We start from the raw sequence: 15,967 nt of genomic DNA, 5'->3' as shown, positions 1-15,967 counted from the left end.
CCCTCTCGTTTCAAAGGCGACCGTTCTTCTTTCGCCGTCAGAGTATCGCGCTCGATTAGGTTCACTGTTGATTACCCGCCCACAGGAGATTCTCATGCAAGTAGAAGACCAATGTGCCAATCCCAGTTGCAAGTGCCGAGTCGATATAGCTGGTGCTTTCTGCGGTGATGGATGCCGCTCCCAGGCCAAGAGCACCGATGACTACTCCGTTCATTGCGAGTGCAAGCATGGCGACTGTGGAACGTCGACTCCGCAGACGATGGGAACCCCTGATCAATCGCGGAGCTAAGTCGCTGGACAAGACCGGCCTGATGTTCTGGTTCATGATGCAGATAGCCGTGCTATTGCGCTTTGCCACTGGCTGGCCAGTCGAGCGCCTTGCTGATGCGCAAGGGAATTAAGAAAGCCATGTGATCAGGGCTCGGCGCAATGTCTCGATGGACATAGACGGGCACACGACAAGTCTGGTTTTCCGTATGGAGGCGTTCTTGGGCTGATCGGACAGCATGCTTGAAACATCGATTTCCAGGTGAGGTTCCAATGGACGAACTCGATCTTCTTCAGTGGCCGGCGATGATTGTCACCCTGCTCGCCGCCTGGTTGGTCGCGTCGACGACGAAAAAGCGCCGCGATCAGGGTTTTTGGGTTTTTCTCGTCAGTAACTTGCTTTGGGTCTTGTGGGGCATCGAGTCTGAAACTTATGCTTTGGTTATCCTGCAAATTGGCCTCGCGTTCTCGAATATTCGTGGTGTGATCAAGAACCGATCTGGGGCGAGCGCCATCCAATGATTTCAATTTGTGGCCCCCGGTTCAACGCTTTCCGGCACCTGCGTAGAAAGCGCAATGTCGCCGGTTCGCGCTTGCGCGGGAAGCGCATCTCCTCGGCCGATACGACTTTTTGCAAGCTGCCTTCTCTCCAGGCTTCGATGACGCCCGGATGGATATAGAAGTTGCGGCATACGGCCGGGGTATTCCGTAGCGTTCTGGTGACTGTGCCTACGGCTGCATCGAGCAAGCTTGCAAGTGCTGGCTGCTCAGGAGGATCGGGGATAGTCGGCGACGATGAAAACCGGGGACTTCGCCAGTGTCATTGCGCAAGCTAGCCAAGCGTGACTTAGCCGCATGGGGCTCCGCGACCGGCGATTGACGCATTGATCGCTTCATCCGAGTTTCAGACCGGATCATCCGAATAGCTCGGCACAGGGGTGTCCATCGCGGAGCAAGCGATCACGAATGATCTCAGCGCCGATGGCGCATCCAGGGGATGCCGTTGCCACCGTACGCTATTGCGAAATGACCGCGCGGTCCGGTCCTGTCATGTGGGCCGAAGAAGGGCAGGCCATCCTTGGTTTCCGCGAATGTCCCAGCCCAGGCATAGGCGATATTCACTGGGATGTTTGGGAATTCTTTCGGTCGGCCTTTGTATTGGAGTGCGTCGACGGAGAGGTTAGAGCTGAAGCAGACGTTGACGCACCGAAGAAATGCCGGCCCAGGGATCACTTCCGCGTTTGTGGATCCATTCGACGGCGTTGCCCAGATTGATGGCGTCGGCGGATTCAATATGCTTCAGGTCTGACCACGCCAAAGGCATTGCTACACCGGCAGAATCGCGTGCTCGCAACGAATAGGACGCCACGCTCGTCGCGCCTCGACGGTTACGCATCCAGTCAACGAAAATCCTGTTCTTGCGGTTTTTATTGCCGGATACCGCCACGAACTCGCCCGGTTCAAGCCCAGCCAAGGCTTCTGATACCGATTTAGCGAAGTTGCGAACCTCTTCCCAAGCAGCTGCGGGACGGATTGGTACCACGACGTGCAATCCCTTACCGCCACTCGTGCGCAGGAAGGATTCAAGGCAGGCTACCTTCAATTGCTCGCGCATATATTGAGCGGACGCTGTGACGCGATCCCAGCTGACGGAAGGATGTGGATCCAGATCGAAAACAATCCGGTCGGCATTCTCGGGATCGCTCGAACGCGCACCCCAAGGATGAAACTCAAGCACATTCAATTGCACAAGCTCGAGCAAGCCTTGCTCGTCGTCTATGCAAAGATAAGGGTTTTCGTCATCCTCACTTTCACTCTCGGTGACGGCGACACCGTGGACATGATCCCCACTTCCTTCGCCAACATGTTTCTGGAAGAAGCATGCTTTGCCGGTGCCGCCGGGGCAGCGCACCACCGATAGTGGCCTTCCCGCAATCTCCGGGAGTATCAAAGGCGCCACCTCGAGGTAGTAGTCCGCGACGTCCTGTTTCGTGTGCTTCAATTTGGGGTAAACGACCCGATCAGGATGGGTAATGGTCACTTCATCGCATTCGCGTTCTGTCTTCGATTTCTTGGCTAGGTTAGGTTTCGCGGCGGAAGTTTTTTTCCGTCCCGCAGCCTTGCTCGTCGACCCCTTGGAGGCCGTCTGCTTGTTATCCATTTCAATTCCACCTTCCGCTTGTACCGAAACCTCCGTCGGCGACTTGTCCAGTCGGATTCCCTTGAAAGCAGGTTGCCGCAGCAGGCCCTTGCCGCCGATCCCCTGATAGAATGCTTCAATCACAAGTTTAGGCTTCACCCAGATCGTCAGGCTTCGGTCCTTGCGCGCCATGAGAGAAGTGTTTGCCGGCGCTTTCTTGACGACCGTTTTCTGAAGTTTGGCGCGCAGATCGATCAATTGCTCTGAACTCATGCCAGTGCCGACTCGACCCACATAGCGCAACCCTCCATCCGCAGTTGGCTTGGCTAGCAGCAAGGCACCGAGGCCTGCGCGACTGCCGTTCGGTTCGGTAAAACCGACCACGATGAATTCATCGGAAAGTCGACCTTTCGACTTCACCCAGGCAGCGCTTCTCGTACCGCTGTAGATGCTGTCGACGCGTTTGCTGACAATACCTTCGATGCCAGCATCGACCGCTTGGGAGAAGACGGCCGCACCACTGCCGACCTGATGATCGGAGTAGCGCAGCAACGGATGCGGATAGCGCCCAACACGATTGGCAAGCCACGCTTTGCGCTCTTGCAAGGGAACATCGCAAAATGATTGACCCTCGGCGTGAACTACATCAAACAGCATGTAAAGCACTGGCGCCATTTCCTCGTCGGAAAAGCGAGCCTGCAGGCCATTGAAGTCGACGGCGCCGCCGGTGAGCATGATGATCTCGCCATCCAGGCGGGCATTTTTCAGCTTCAATGCCTCAAGTGCTTCGACAAGCTCCGGCAGCTTCTCGGTCCATTCGTTCCCGTTGCGCGACCAAAGCTGGATTCGTCCATCAACGACGCTCGCGAGAATGCGGTAACCATCCCATTTGACTTCGTGAAGCCAACGGTTTCCGCTTGGAGGCGCATCGGCTGCGCGGCAGAGCTCTGGAGAGAAGAAACCTTCTTCGAGAGTTTCTCGCCTGGCTCCCGGTAGTGAAGGCGATCTCGACTTCGCAGCTGGCTTTCTTCCTGACACCGGCGAATCGCGTTCCATTTTCGTGTCACGCTTGGCAACTACCTTTTTGACTCTCGTTGCCGAGCTGACGAAATCATCGGCTTCGCTTGCTCCGGCGTACTCGTCGTCATGCTTGATCAGAAGCCACTGCTGCTTGCTGCCCTGCATGCGCGTGCGTACCAACACCCATGATCCTTTCAGAATCTCGCCATGCAAGGTGAACTTGAGATCGCCGTTTTCAAGTCCTTTGCGAGCGCTGCCCGTGGGCGCCCATGTTCCATGATCGAAGACATCCACATGACCAGCCCCGTAGTTGCCTTCGGGAATGTCGCCCTCGAAAGTCGCATAGGAAAGGGGGTGATCCTCAACCTCAACGGCGAGTCGCTTGACGGACGGATCGAAACTTGGCCCTTTCGGCACCGCCCAGCTCTTCAGCACGCCATCAAGCTCAAGACGAAAGTCATAGTGACGTCTGGACGCGTGATGGAGCTGGACGACAAAGATCCGGCCACCGCGCTTCCCGCCTTCGCTGGGCTCGGAAGTTTGCGAGAAATCTCGCTTCTGGCGATAGAGTGTCAATGACATGCGCGAGGTGCACCCGTGTCAGCCAATGCGGCTCGCATGGATATCACCCGGTAGATGAATCTGCCGATAATGACCGCATCCCATTGCCCGCGGTCTGACGAGATGTTGCGCTAGGATGGGCCAACTACAGCAGCGGAGATTCGTCATGGCCCGGCCCATCTGGAACGGCGTGCTTTCATTCGGATTGCTCAATGTGCCGATATCGGTCATGAGTGGGGAGCGCAAGATTGACTTGCATTTTCGCATGCTGGATTCGCGTGACAAGAAACCGATCCGCTACGAGCGTGTCAATGCCGATACCGGCGAAGAGGTGCCGTGGAAAAGTATCGTCAAGGCCTTCGAATACAAGAAGGGCAGCTACGTCGTGATTGAGCCCGATGATTTCAAATCGGCGGCGCCCGAGAGCCACGAATCGATCGACATTGAGGCGTTCGTCGACGCCGGTTCGATTGCCCCGGCTTTTTACGAAAAGCCCTATGTGTTGATCCCGGGCAAGAAAGCCGAGAAGGGCTACATCCTGCTACGAGACACGTTGCGAAAGACCGCGCGCATTGGAATTGGCCGGGTAGTCATCCGCACGCGTGAGTATCTTTGCGCGGTTTTTCCACAAGGTGATGCGCTAGTCATGAACCTGCTGCGCTACTCGCAGGAGATCGTCGATGTCGATGACTACAAGCTGCCTTCAGCCAAGCCGGAAGGCGCGAAAATCTCCAAAGCCGAATTCGAAATGGCGGAGAAGCTTGTCGAATCGATGTCTTCGGAGTGGAAGCCGGGTGATTTCAAGGACGAGTTCCGGGAACGCCTGGGCAAGGTCATCGAGAAACGCGTGAAAGCCAAGGACGTCACACCGACAATCGAGGACGAGTCCGAAGTGCCCGAAGATGCCACGACCAATGTCGTCGATTTCATGTCTCTGTTGAAGAAAAGCCTTGCGTCGAACAAGCGCACGCCGGCCAAGGCTTCTGCGAAAAAGAAGACGGCCGCAGGGAAGAAGGAAAGCAAACCCAAGAAAGCAGCGACAAGCAAGCGCAAGGCAGCGGCACACAAGAAAACGAAAACTGCCCGCAAGCGCGCATGAATCGGGTGCTGCACGATCATGGATGAGCCGTCGTGGCGAACCTTGTCGCGTGGCCGCTGTTTTGTCTATCTGCTGCCATGTCGTGAAGAGGATACCCAGAAGATCGGTTTTGCCCGAGATCCATGGATCCGCATGCGGGCATTTCACCCGCAATTTTTTGCGCTTTTCGATCTTCAACGCGGCGCTTTGATCGAGACAGATCATGTCAATGAAGCGCGTGCGATTGAAGCCCGGCTCAAATCCGACTTCGCTGCTGAACGCTGCGTCGCGCCGCTTGCGACGAGAGCGCGCGCAGGTGGCAAGCACGAGTGGTTTCGCGGAATCGATTCGCAAGCGATGGTCGAGATGCAGGCGATGAGTGAGACGCTGGGCTACCTGTTCCACACGCCTCTCGCGCCCTGGTTTCGCGAGGCCTGGATGAAACAGGTTGCGGTCATCCGCGATTGGAGCAACCAGCAGTTTGAGTGGGTTGAATCGTTGCACTTCAATGCAGATCCCGCGTTGGCCAAAGCTCGCGCTATTGCTTTGCGAAATCAGCTTGCCGGCTGGGACGCAATAGGCATTCCAGTTCAGGAGATTTTCGAGCCGCGACTTTGGCGCTGGTTTGTCGACGGGTTTCGCGATTGACTCGGCTCACTCCGTCGCTTTGCTGAATGTCCAGAGCGCGAATTTCGCTGGAACGCCTTTCGTTCACGCGCGGGCCATCGTTCGCTTTCCATGATCGCCGTAACCCCCGTTGCGGAGAACCATCGTGCCTTCGAAATCATCGTCAGCAAAACCAAACCCTTGGAATGTGCGCGCCGCAAGTACGGTCAAGCGTCAACGCGCCATTGCCGAGCGTGCGCAAAATGCCAATGAATGCGCTGGAAAGGCCGAGTCGAAGTCCAGTCCTGTGCAGGCAGGTGCGCGCAAGCAGCCAGAGAACCCGCTTCCCAAGCAGCATCTGGCCAAACCAGGTGTGGAAGCGGATCTTGCACTTGAGCCGAAGTTTAATGCGCCGGGCTATCGAGGCAGCGGAAAGCTTGAGGGCAAGGTCGCAATTATCACCGGAGGCGACTCGGGGATCGGACGCGCAGTTGCCGTGCTGTTCGCCCGCGAGGGGGCTGATGTGGCGATTGCCTATCTCAACGAACACAAGGACGCCAGGGTCACGCAACGCGCGATCGAAGCTGAAGGTCAACGCTGCCTGATTTCAGCGGGCGACGTCAGCGATAGGGATTTCTGCGAACACGTGGTCGACGAGACCGTCTCGACTTGGGGCCGTCTGGATGTGCTTGTCAACAACGCCGCCTTCCAGCAGAGCTGTTTCGATATCAGCGATCTTGATGATCGACATCTTCAGGAAACCCTGCAGACCAACATCGCGGGATATTTCAACATGGCGCGGGCTGCTTTGGCGCACATGGAGGAAGGTGCTTCGATCATCAACACCGGTTCGGAAACAGGTCTACTCGGGAGCTCACACCTGCTGGACTACTCTGCAACGAAGGGGGCGATCCACGCGTTCACGCGTTCGCTCGCTAGCAACTTGTTGAGGCGCGGGATTCGTGTAAACGCTGTTGCTCCAGGACCGGTCTGGACTCCACTCAATCCTGCTGATCGATCAGCGTCGGCAATCAAGGATTTCGGCAGCGAGAGTGACATGGGTCGACCAGCACAGCCAGAGGAAATCTCCCCGGCTTATGTATTCCTTGCTGCGCCAGCCTGCGCGAGCTATATCAATGGCGTAGTCCTCCCGGTAATGGGCGGACCAGGAGGATGACGTTGTTTGACCTTCAGATAAGCCATCGTGATGAACCCGTGCGTTGTGCAGGCCACGAAGCGACCAGGGGCGAAGTTGAGGCGCTCTCCCGGTTTTGGGTCATGTCCGATGTACCATTCGGTGAGGTTCGAGTCGGTCGCCGCATAACAAAATCGTTGGAGAGGCCAAGATCTTGATAGTCAAGGAAATGCCGGAAGTATGGTGTTCGCGATGGTTACTTGCACGATTGATGCTGGGCAGCCTTTTCGTGTTCTTTACGCATTCCGGGGAAGGCTGGGCATCGACGCCTGCTGACAACATGTCGTGCGGCACACGTGAGGCGGGCGATCAACGTCCTCGAATCGGGCTCGTGCTTGGCGGCGGTGGGGCTCGCGGTATTGCCCACGTCAGCGTGATACGCATGCTCGAAGAACTGAAGATCCCGGTCGATTGCATTGCGGGGACAAGCATGGGTGCGCTGGCTGGCGGCCTCTATGCCTCGGGCATGAGTGTCGACGACATGGAGGAGCTCGTTGTTTCGACGGACTGGAAGGGCTTGTTCAACGATTCCATTGGTCGGATTGACCGATCCTATCGCGAGAAGCTTGATGATCGTGACGGGCTGACGACAGTCGGCATCGGAATAGGCCGCAACAAGGTAAAGCTTTCGCCGGGGTTGTTGCAGGGGCAGCGCATTGTGGCGATGTTCGAACGCGAGACCGTCGCCGTGGTGGGGATTTCGGATTTCGATCTGCTGCCGATTCCGTTTCGTGCCGTTGCGACAGATTTGAATACCGGTGAGGCGGTCGTCCTTGATAGTGGGAACCTCGCATTCGCGATGCGTGCCAGCATGTCGTTGCCTGGAATATTCCAGCCCGCACTGCTGGACGGAAAGGTTCTCCTTGATGGTGGCTTGGCTGATCAGCTTCCCATTGACGTCGTCCGGGAAATGGGTGCCGACATCGTGATCGCGGTTGATGTAGGCACGCCGTTGTTGAAGCTGGCCGAGGATGCAAGCTTGCTGGATATCGTGTCCCAGATCAGTGGAATGATGACGGTCAGCAACACGCGCAGACAAGTGGATTCACTGACGGATGAGGACATTCTTGTAGTTCCGCCGCTTGGAAACGAAGTTGCAACCGGCGACTTCAACAAGGCCAAGGAGGCGCTGGCGATTGGATTCGAGGCTGCCGTAGCGGCTCGCACCAAGCTGGCGCGCCTGTCCATTCCGGATGCCGACTACCAGCGTTGGGTCGCGGCGCGACCGAATCGCGTGACCGAAATGCCTGTCGTCGAGTTTGTCAGGCTGGACAACTACACCGAATACTCTGATGAGGTCGTGCTGTCCGAGATCGACATTCCAATTGGCGAGCCCCTGGACATGGACCAGGTCGAACAAGGGCTGCTGCGCACTTATGGCCGGGGAACCTTGTCCAGTGTCAACTACGAACTGATCGAGGAAGATGGCAGCACGGGCGTCCTGATCAAGGCGAGGGCAAAGTCGCAAGGTCCCAACTACCTTCAGCTTGGACTGAACGTCAGTTCCAATTTTGATGGCGGATCGCAGAGCAACTTGCGTGCGGCACTATTGTTTTCCCCGCTTTCTCCGCTGGGTGCTGAAGGACGCATCTCCGCCGCGATCGGCAGCGAGCCGGAATTGAAAGGCGAATACTTCAGGCCGCTGGATGCAAAAAGCACCAACCTGATCTACGCCAGTGCCGGATACAACAATCCGAACATTCGCGTCTATGACGCGGAGGGGAACGCAACCTCGATCTATGACGTGGGGATCTTCTCCATAGAGGCCAGGGCGGCGCATGAGTTCAGCAACTACGGAATTCTTTCCGTTGGCCTGCAGCGGGCAGCGGGAAACGGTGATGTCGAGGTTGGAGATCCGTCTCTGGAGGGGTTCAGTTTCGACCAGAGCACGGCAGAAGTGTTGTACACGATCGACAAGGTCGACAGCCTGTACTTTCCCAGAAATGGATACTACGCGTCGCTTGGTTATTCGGTTTCCCGAGAGTGGCTGGGCGGCGATTCGAACTTCGACCAGTTGGATTTCGATGCATTTGGGGCAACCAGTTTCAACAAGCATGCCATTCAGTACGGCGCCCGCTATCACGTCACCACTTCAGGTATAGCTCCCATACAAAGTCTCTATCGCCTCGGTGGTCGCTATCGTCTGGCCGGATACAAGTTCAATGAGTTGACCGGCCAGAATTACGCGATCCTGATCGCGGGCTACACCTACAAACTCAATGAGTTCTTCGGGCGCTCGACAACCTTCGGCGGCAGCATCGAATACGGTAATGCCTGGGAGAAACGCAGCGACATGAGTTTCAGTGATGGTGTGCTCAATGCAAGCCTGTTCGCGGGTTTCGATTCATGGGTCGGGCCCATGCTGTTCGGCATCGGCATGAGGGAAGGGGGTGAACAAGTCCTCTTTCTGGATATAGGTCGAGCATTCTGAGCACACGAGCAAGGGTGCGCGAGATTGCTTTGAAGTTCGGGGCGATGTACGACGCATGACGATACATGGCCCGGGATTGGCAGGCCGTGCATCCACAATTCGCTGATGCCCGGGGGCCTTCCGCCCCGCTTCTGAATCCGCATCACGGAAATGCAAGGGTTCCTCATCCAGAATCGCGGTCTCTGGACACCAGGCCATGCCATGCCCCTGCCAAGATGGCCGCTTCTGATACTGCTGACCTTCGAGGCAGCTCACTGCTTCGCCCAGTCCAGTTTCGACTGCGCGTCTCCTGTTGCTCCGCAGCTCGCCAATCCCGTGGTCCTGGGAAACGGCAGCGCTGGGAGCGTAAGCACGAGCGCATTGCAAGCGGCGCTGGATGCCGGTGGCCCGGTTCGACTGAATATCGGGACTTCGACACTCACCGTGAACGCCGAATTGAGGGTGACCCGAGGTAGCAGCCTGGATGCCGCCGGGGCTACCCTTTCAGGTGGCAACCAGCGTCGCGTACTGCGCGTCGACAATCCGGGAAACCTGACTTATACCTTTGACTTGCTCAACGCGACGATCGCGAGCGGATCGACGCCGGGCGGATCCGGCGCCGGATTATGGAAGCCCACCGGCGGTCCGTGGCAAGCCGTATCCATTCGTGTTTTCAATTCGCGGTTTACCAACAATCACGCCATCACTGTCGCTCAGGATGATGGCGGTGGAGGCATATACGCCGTAGGTGCAGCAGAGCTGACGGTCGTCTCGACGCAATTCGATGGCAACACCGGTGCCAATGGCGGAGCGATCTATTCGCTTGGCTCGAGGCGGATCAATCTGTACGACAGCGTACTTTCCGGAAATTCTGCCACGGGCACCGGTGGAAATCCTGGCAATGGCGGCAATGCTGGTGCGATCGGTGTGGACGGTGGCGACCGCTTCGTGAACCTGTGTCGTGTGCGGCTGCTGAACAACCAGTCGAATGCCTATGGCGCCGGGCTGTTTACGACGGTCTACGACACGACCAGCTTCACCCGCATTCTTGACTCCACGATTCAGGGCAACAACAGTGCCGGCTCCACCAATGCGCATACGGGCGGAGTCTATCTCCAGGGCGGGCCATTCTCGATTCGCGGGTCGACTTTTCGCGACAATCAGGCTGCCGGCTATGGCGGACTTTCCATTTTCGACCACCAGACAGCTACTCTGATCCGTGCTTCAGGTGATATCAGCAACAGCACGTTTGCCGGAAACATTGCCCGCACCGGGCTGGGCGGTGCCATGAATCTGCAGGGCAGCGGCGGGATCGTCCTGCAAAACCTGACCGTGGCCAACAACTCGGCACTTTGCGATGTCTGTTTCGTCGGTGGCATCAATAATGGCAACGGCTTGCCGATCACGATGCGCAATACGGTGTTGCAAAACAACACCGGAGGCAATGCTTACAACCCCTGGACGATTCGATACCCGGTCAGTGGCAGCAACAACATTCAGTGGCCACAGACGCGGCCGGTCTCCAACCAGCAAGAAGGGGCCGTGACGCCCGGTGCGGTATTCGCCAACGCACAATTGTCAGGAATGGGAAGCAATGGTGGATTGACCGAGACCATGGCCTTGCCAGTTGCTTCCATTGCGGTCGATGCCGGAACGGCGGTTGGCTCGCTGGCTACCGATCAACGTGGAATGCCACGTGTCGGGGCAGTCGATGTCGGCGCCTACGAACTTCAGCCCGATCTGATTTTCAGCAGCGGATTTGACTGACCTGACAGGGCGCGCTGTATGAATTGATCTTGAAATGTGCGGGTGCGAAGTTGGCCCCTGTCGCTGCCAGCATCGGCGTGGATCATTCGACCCGTTGAAGGGTAGACTCAAGGCATCACATACCTGGGGGGTGCTTCATGCGATCGAAAACGTCCGGATTCTTCCTTGCTGCGCCAGCCGTGTTCCTGCTTGCCCTGGCCAATGCGCCGGCGAACGCGGCGGATCCAGAGACGGTAGTGCTCAAGGCCGCGCACCTGTTTGATGGCCAGAGTGGAAAGCTGCAGAGCCCCGGAGTCCTAGTGGTGCGCGGCAAGAACATCGTGGGGACGGGCAGCGGCGCGGAGATTCCGGCAGGCAGCCGCGTCATTGATCTCGGGAACGCCACCTTGTTGCCAGGCTACATCGATGCGCACACGCATCTGACGTTCGACAACAACGAGAACTGGGCGCAGGGTTTCTATGAGGGCATGCTCAGGTTTCCGGTCGAGCAATCCTTCCATGCCGCGCACAATGCGAAAGTCACGCTGCAGGCTGGTGTGACCACGGTTCGCGAAGTGGGTGCGAGCGATTTCATCGACATCGCCTTGCGCAATGCCATCAATGATGGGCTGGTTGAAGGCCCGCGCATGCTGGTCGCCGGCAATTCCCTGGGCTCGACTGGCGGTCATTGTGACGCCTCCCCGTTTCCGCCGGACAGGATCGCGTTGTCAGGTCCGCTGCAGGGCGTCTGCAACGGAGCCGACGAATGCCGGCAGGCAGTGCGCCTGCAGATGAAGTACGGGGCAGATCTGATCAAGATCTGTGCTTCGGGCGGGGTTCTTTCGGAATCCGATCCGGTCGATGTGCCGCAACTCACACCCGAGGAACTGGCAGCCATCGTCGGTGAGGCGCATACCTGGGGTCGCAAGGTGGCGGCTCACAGTCACGGTGATCTTGCCGCGAAGCAGGCGGTTGATGCAGGGGTTGATTCCATCGAGCATGGCAGTTTTCTTGAGACAGATACCCTGCAGGCCATGAAGGCGAACGGCGTATATCTCGTGCCAACGCGCATGACCCTGGTATGGGTGCTCGACAAGCTCGACGGTTACCCGCCGAAGATTGCTGCCAAGGGCAAGGCTGCCGGTGATTCGCATGACGCGATGTTCAGGAATGCAATGAAGATCGGCGTTCCCATTGCGTTCGGGACTGATGCCGCGGTTTATCCGCACGGAATGAATGCACGCGAGTTTGGCGACTACGTTGCGCTCGGCATGACGCCTGCGGATGCCCTGATGACCAGCAGCCAGGGGGCGGCCAAGCTACTCGGCGTGGAAAATGAAACCGGCACCCTGACGGCCGGCAAGTTCGCCGACATTGTTGCTGTACCTGGCAATGTCCTCGAGGACATCCGCGCAACCGAGCGGCCGATCATGGTGATGAAACAGGGCGCCATTGTTCGCGAAGCGGAGTAGCCGGGACCGGGCAGTCGCGCGAAGACAGTGCTGATTCGCGTGCAGCCTTGTCCGGTTCATCCCGCGGGTGGCCCAAGGCAACGACGTTCCCCTGCAGTGTTGTGGGGGAACTGTCCAGGCCTGCCGGATCCGGGCGCGGCACAGGCGATGCCGCTGATCGCGCACACCCACAGGCGAGGCATGGCGAATGATCCATGTCTCGATGCAGGCTTGATCACGCTCGATATGGCACCCATGTTCGGCAGATGAGCATCGATGTGACAGTTTCCGAGAGTGGTTTGGCTGCACGCTGGAAGGTGGTCCGCGAGCACGTGGATGCGGCGTGCCGTGCAGCAGGTCGCGATCCGTCCGAGGTCGGGATATTACCGGTCAGCAAGACCTTCCCGGTGGAAATCATCCGCGAGGCAGTTGCACTCGGACAACATCGGTTCGGCGAGAACAAGGTGCAGGAGATCAAGGCCAAGTTCGAGCCGCTTGCCGATTGTGCGATCAACTGGATCATGATTGGCCACTTGCAGACCAACAAGGCGAAGGAGGTCGCGCGCCTAGCCAGCGAAGTGCAGTCGCTGGATCGACTGGAGCTGGCCGAAGCACTGCACAGGCGTCTGCAGATCGAGGGCCGCACGCTTGATGTCCTTGTCCAGGTCAAGACCTCGATCGAGGAAACCAAGTACGGGCTACCGCCCGCTCAGTTGCCGGAATTTCTCGATGCGCTGCGCGCGTTCGACACGCTGCGCGTACGTGGCCTGATGACCCTGGCAGTTCATTCAGATGACGAGAGCGAGGTTCGCAGATGTTTCCGAATGCTTCGCGAATTGCGTGACTCTGCGCTCGCACATGGCCACGACGTGCAGCGACTGTCGATGGGCATGAGCGGCGATTTTCCGCTTGCCATTGCCGAGGGTGCCACCGAAGTGCGCATCGGCACGGCAATATTTGGCGATCGGGCCTACCCGGACTCCTACTATTGGCCCGAGGCAGCGAAGCCCTGAGCGACACGTTCCCGATAGGCATTCGCCTCTGGAACCGGGCTTCTTCCTCTTGCGTGCCTGTCGAGCGCGCAGCCAGCAAGAAAAGCACAGGATTCCAGTCCGTTAAATCTACGGCGTGCAGCGCTTTCGCGACTGGATCGTCTGGCCTGCGCGATCATCTGCGCGTCCTCGTCAGGCAGGCCTGATCACCTGGATTCCGGCGACAGGTAAACGGGCAGGTCCGTATTTCGCTGGAAGGCGAAGATCAGGTTGGTCTGAATATGGGCAACTTCCTCGCGCTCGGTAAAGATGCTCAAGGTCAGTTCGCGGAGGTGGTCGGCATCGCGGGCAACGAGGTGGACGAGGAAATCATCGGCACCGGCGACATGGAAGTGGGCAAGGATTTCAGGCTGCTTGCTCATGTGGGCGACAAAGCTGTCGATGAATTCACGTGAGTGCCGGCTCATGCGGACCGCGACCATGACTTGCAGGCCGATTCCGATAGCCGCCGGTAGTACTTCGGCGTGGTAGCCCTGGAGTACCCCCGACTCTCTCAGACGACGCACACGTTCCAGCGCCGTGGATTGCGCGATCCCGGTCTTTTCGGCCAGCGTCTTGTTCGGCAGCCGTGCATTCTTCCGCAATAGCCGCAGCAATTCGATATCTGTTCGGTCAAGCATCACAATCGGCCCGGTTTCTGGAATTAAATTCGGCTCACGCCTCGCAGGCCGTGAATTGTTTCATCATTGTGGCGCATTCGAAACAAATCCTGCCAGGAGATCCCCATGCGCCGTATCCAGACCAGCAGCGTCCATGCCGGCCGCGACGATTTCGCCAAGCTCGGCGTCCATGCTTCGCCGATTGACCTCTCGACCACCTATCCGGTACATGACCTGGCCGCAGGCACGGCCAGTTTTGACGCCCTGGTAGGTGGTGCCGCGCAGGCCGAGAACCCGATCTACGCACGTCTGCACAATCCCACGGTGGCACGTACCGAGCAGGCCATTGCCGAGCTCGAAGGATCCGGGAGTTGCGTGGCGTTCGGTTCGGGTATGGCAGCGCTCAGTGCATTGTTGCTGGCGCGTCGCGCATCGGGATCGCATGTGCTGGTGGTGCGACCCATTTACGGCAGTGCCGACCATTTGCTCGCCTGCGGCGCGCTGGGGCTTGAAGCCGAGTTTGTCAGCGTCGAAGACATTGCGGACAAGAGGCGTGATGACACCACCCTGATCATTGTCGAGACTCCGGCCAATCCCACCCTGAAACTCGTGGATATCCGCGCCGTGGTGGCGGCGGCCGGCGATGTGCCGGTCATGGTCGATTCGACCTTTGCCACGCCGATCCTGCAGAACCCGGCGAAACTGGGTGCACGTTACGTCCTGCACAGCGCGACCAAGTTTCTTGGCGGTCACGGTGATGTGATCGCCGGGGTAGTCTGCTGCGCGGATCAGGATGCGCTGGCCTTGCGCCAGATGCGTGCACTGACGGGTGCCTTGCTGCATCCGCTGGGTGCTTATCTCTTGCACCGAGGCCTGGCCACGCTGGCACTTCGCGTGGAACGCGCACAAGCCAATGCCATCGAAATTGCTGCACGCCTGGCATGCCATGCAGCCGTCGCCAAGGTCTACTTTCCCGGCATGGTCGGAAACGAAAACGGCCAGCTGGTCGGTGATGGCATTGCAGCCCAGATGCGTGGCCCCGGTGCATTGATGGCAATGGAACTGCATGGCGGCCTTGGGGCTGCGGCGGCAACCATGGCTGCAGTGAAACTGATCACGCCTGCAGTCAGTCTCGGTTCGGTGGACACCCTGATCCAGCATCCGGCCGGCCTTACCCATCGCGTGGTCGATGAGCAGGCCCGCGAAACCCACGGGATTACGCCGGGGCTGCTGCGCCTTTCGGTTGGCATCGAGCACGTCGAGGATCTCTGGAGTGATCTTGATCAGGCGTTGACGTGTGCCGTGGATTTCGCCGCACAGCGTTTGCGGGATGCCGCGTAGGGAAAACCGCCAGGCAACGCGCTACCACGCATCCAGCCGGGTTTGACTTGAGGTGAGAAAAGGGCCGATTGGCCGTTGGGTGCGCAGGCTCGCCACCAACCTGCGATCTCCGGAGCCCCGAAGTTGGGGAGCCGTGCGCTTGATGTTGTCCGTTTCCGTCACCATTTCGTATATCTGCGGTGCCGCTACACGATGACCATGCGGAGACGTATGTTGTTGTTGGGACAGGAGTAACTGGTTACCGCATCAGTGCTCGCGTATGATTGATCAACTCATTTCCGGTGGAACTACATGTTTGATTCGATAGTGACTTTCCTGACTCAGGGCCTTGTCAATGCGTCCTGGCCGATGCTGGTTCTCTACTTCATCGTTGTCTCGCAGTTCACGATCTTCTCGGTGACCCTGTACCTGCACCGCAGTCAGGCCCATAGAGGCGTCGACTTCCATCCGATACTGGCGCACTTCTTCCGTTTCTGGGCGTGGTTCTCTACCGCCATGGTG

The 15,967-nt window shown here is 58.2% G+C and carries 12 protein-coding genes and 1 pseudogene; 11 read left to right on the top strand and 2 right to left on the bottom strand.

Annotated features, from left to right (window positions below; all coding sequences use genetic code 11):
- Positions 1-197 precede the first annotated feature (197 nt).
- Both WBP53_RS11915 and WBP53_RS11910 read left to right on the top strand, forming a co-directional pair.
- Positions 198-401: a hypothetical protein gene (locus WBP53_RS11915; RefSeq protein ID WP_423929193.1), complete on the top strand. Its 204-nt coding sequence runs from the start codon at positions 198-200 to the stop codon at positions 399-401.
- 139 nt (positions 402-540) lie between these two features.
- Complete coding sequence (locus WBP53_RS11910; protein ID WP_423929191.1) at positions 541-789, top strand: hypothetical protein; 249 nt, start codon at positions 541-543, stop codon at positions 787-789.
- Positions 790-1,447: 658 nt separating this feature from the next.
- Here the strand turns inward: WBP53_RS11910 and ligD are convergent.
- Complete coding sequence (gene ligD, locus WBP53_RS11905) at positions 1,448-4,009, bottom strand: DNA ligase D (RefSeq protein ID WP_423929189.1); 2,562 nt, start codon at positions 4,007-4,009, stop codon at positions 1,448-1,450.
- A 145-nt stretch (positions 4,010-4,154) separates the two neighbouring features.
- Between ligD and WBP53_RS11900 the strand changes: the two genes are divergently transcribed.
- The 7 genes from WBP53_RS11900 (at position 4,155) to WBP53_RS11870 (ending at position 13,487) form a co-directional block, all read left to right on the top strand.
- The gene (locus WBP53_RS11900) at positions 4,155-5,087 is read left to right on the top strand and encodes a Ku protein (protein WP_423929187.1); all 933 of its coding nucleotides are present in this window, start codon (positions 4,155-4,157) and stop codon (positions 5,085-5,087) included.
- Positions 5,088-5,105: 18 nt separating this feature from the next.
- Positions 5,106-5,714, top strand: coding sequence for a hypothetical protein (locus WBP53_RS11895; RefSeq protein ID WP_423929185.1), 609 nt, complete (start codon positions 5,106-5,108; stop codon positions 5,712-5,714).
- A 124-nt stretch (positions 5,715-5,838) separates the two neighbouring features.
- A complete protein-coding gene (locus tag WBP53_RS11890; protein WP_423929183.1) occupies positions 5,839-6,849 on the top strand; it encodes an SDR family oxidoreductase in 1,011 nt (336 codons plus the stop codon).
- A gap of 247 nt (positions 6,850-7,096) precedes the next feature.
- The gene (locus WBP53_RS11885) at positions 7,097-9,298 is read left to right on the top strand and encodes a patatin-like phospholipase family protein (protein ID WP_423929181.1); all 2,202 of its coding nucleotides are present in this window, start codon (positions 7,097-7,099) and stop codon (positions 9,296-9,298) included.
- 201 nt (positions 9,299-9,499) lie between these two features.
- A complete protein-coding gene (locus WBP53_RS11880) occupies positions 9,500-11,044 on the top strand; it encodes a choice-of-anchor Q domain-containing protein (RefSeq protein WP_423929179.1) in 1,545 nt (514 codons plus the stop codon).
- A 137-nt stretch (positions 11,045-11,181) separates the two neighbouring features.
- Positions 11,182-12,495: an amidohydrolase family protein gene (locus WBP53_RS11875; RefSeq protein ID WP_423929177.1), complete on the top strand. Its 1,314-nt coding sequence runs from the start codon at positions 11,182-11,184 to the stop codon at positions 12,493-12,495.
- Between the two features lie 245 nt (positions 12,496-12,740).
- Positions 12,741-13,487 (top strand): YggS family pyridoxal phosphate-dependent enzyme, encoded by a 747-nt coding sequence (locus WBP53_RS11870; protein ID WP_423929175.1) that lies wholly within the window; start codon positions 12,741-12,743, stop codon positions 13,485-13,487.
- Between the two features lie 185 nt (positions 13,488-13,672).
- On the opposite strand, the gene WBP53_RS11865 is transcribed toward WBP53_RS11870, so the two are convergent.
- Entirely contained in the window at positions 13,673-14,146 is a 474-nt protein-coding gene (locus WBP53_RS11865; RefSeq protein WP_423929173.1) for an Lrp/AsnC family transcriptional regulator, read from the bottom strand.
- Between the two features lie 105 nt (positions 14,147-14,251).
- Here WBP53_RS11865 and WBP53_RS11860 point away from each other — a divergent pair, with 105 nt between their 5' ends.
- Complete coding sequence (locus WBP53_RS11860; protein ID WP_423929171.1) at positions 14,252-15,466, top strand: trans-sulfuration enzyme family protein; 1,215 nt, start codon at positions 14,252-14,254, stop codon at positions 15,464-15,466.
- Positions 15,467-15,757: 291 nt separating this feature from the next.
- A pseudogene (locus tag WBP53_RS11855) lies at positions 15,758-15,967 on the top strand (DesA family fatty acid desaturase); the annotation flags it as partial.

Origin of the sequence: Dokdonella sp. (assembly GCF_049593775.1) — a bacterium.
In the GTDB taxonomy this organism is placed as follows: Bacteria; Pseudomonadota; Gammaproteobacteria; order Xanthomonadales; family Rhodanobacteraceae; genus Dokdonella.
Note: the sequence above shows the minus strand (reverse complement) of the source record. Positions and strands in the feature narration are given on the sequence as shown.

Excerpts from the sequence above, each read along its gene's own strand:
- WBP53_RS11915 (WP_423929193.1), top strand. The coding sequence starts at position 198 with ATGACTACTCCGTTCATTGCGAGTGCAAGCATGGCGACTGTGGAACGT.
- WBP53_RS11865 (WP_423929173.1), bottom strand. The coding sequence starts at position 14,146 with ATGCTTGACCGAACAGATATCGAATTGCTGCGGCTATTGCGGAAGAAT.
- WBP53_RS11895 (WP_423929185.1), top strand. The coding sequence starts at position 5,106 with ATGGATGAGCCGTCGTGGCGAACCTTGTCGCGTGGCCGCTGTTTTGTC.
- WBP53_RS11880 (WP_423929179.1), top strand. The coding sequence starts at position 9,500 with ATGCCCCTGCCAAGATGGCCGCTTCTGATACTGCTGACCTTCGAGGCA.
- WBP53_RS11870 (WP_423929175.1), top strand. The coding sequence starts at position 12,741 with ATGAGCATCGATGTGACAGTTTCCGAGAGTGGTTTGGCTGCACGCTGG.
- WBP53_RS11910 (WP_423929191.1), top strand. The coding sequence starts at position 541 with ATGGACGAACTCGATCTTCTTCAGTGGCCGGCGATGATTGTCACCCTG.
- ligD (WP_423929189.1), bottom strand. The coding sequence starts at position 4,009 with ATGTCATTGACACTCTATCGCCAGAAGCGAGATTTCTCGCAAACTTCC.
- WBP53_RS11875 (WP_423929177.1), top strand. The coding sequence starts at position 11,182 with ATGCGATCGAAAACGTCCGGATTCTTCCTTGCTGCGCCAGCCGTGTTC.
- WBP53_RS11900 (WP_423929187.1), top strand. The coding sequence starts at position 4,155 with ATGGCCCGGCCCATCTGGAACGGCGTGCTTTCATTCGGATTGCTCAAT.
- WBP53_RS11860 (WP_423929171.1), top strand. The coding sequence starts at position 14,252 with ATGCGCCGTATCCAGACCAGCAGCGTCCATGCCGGCCGCGACGATTTC.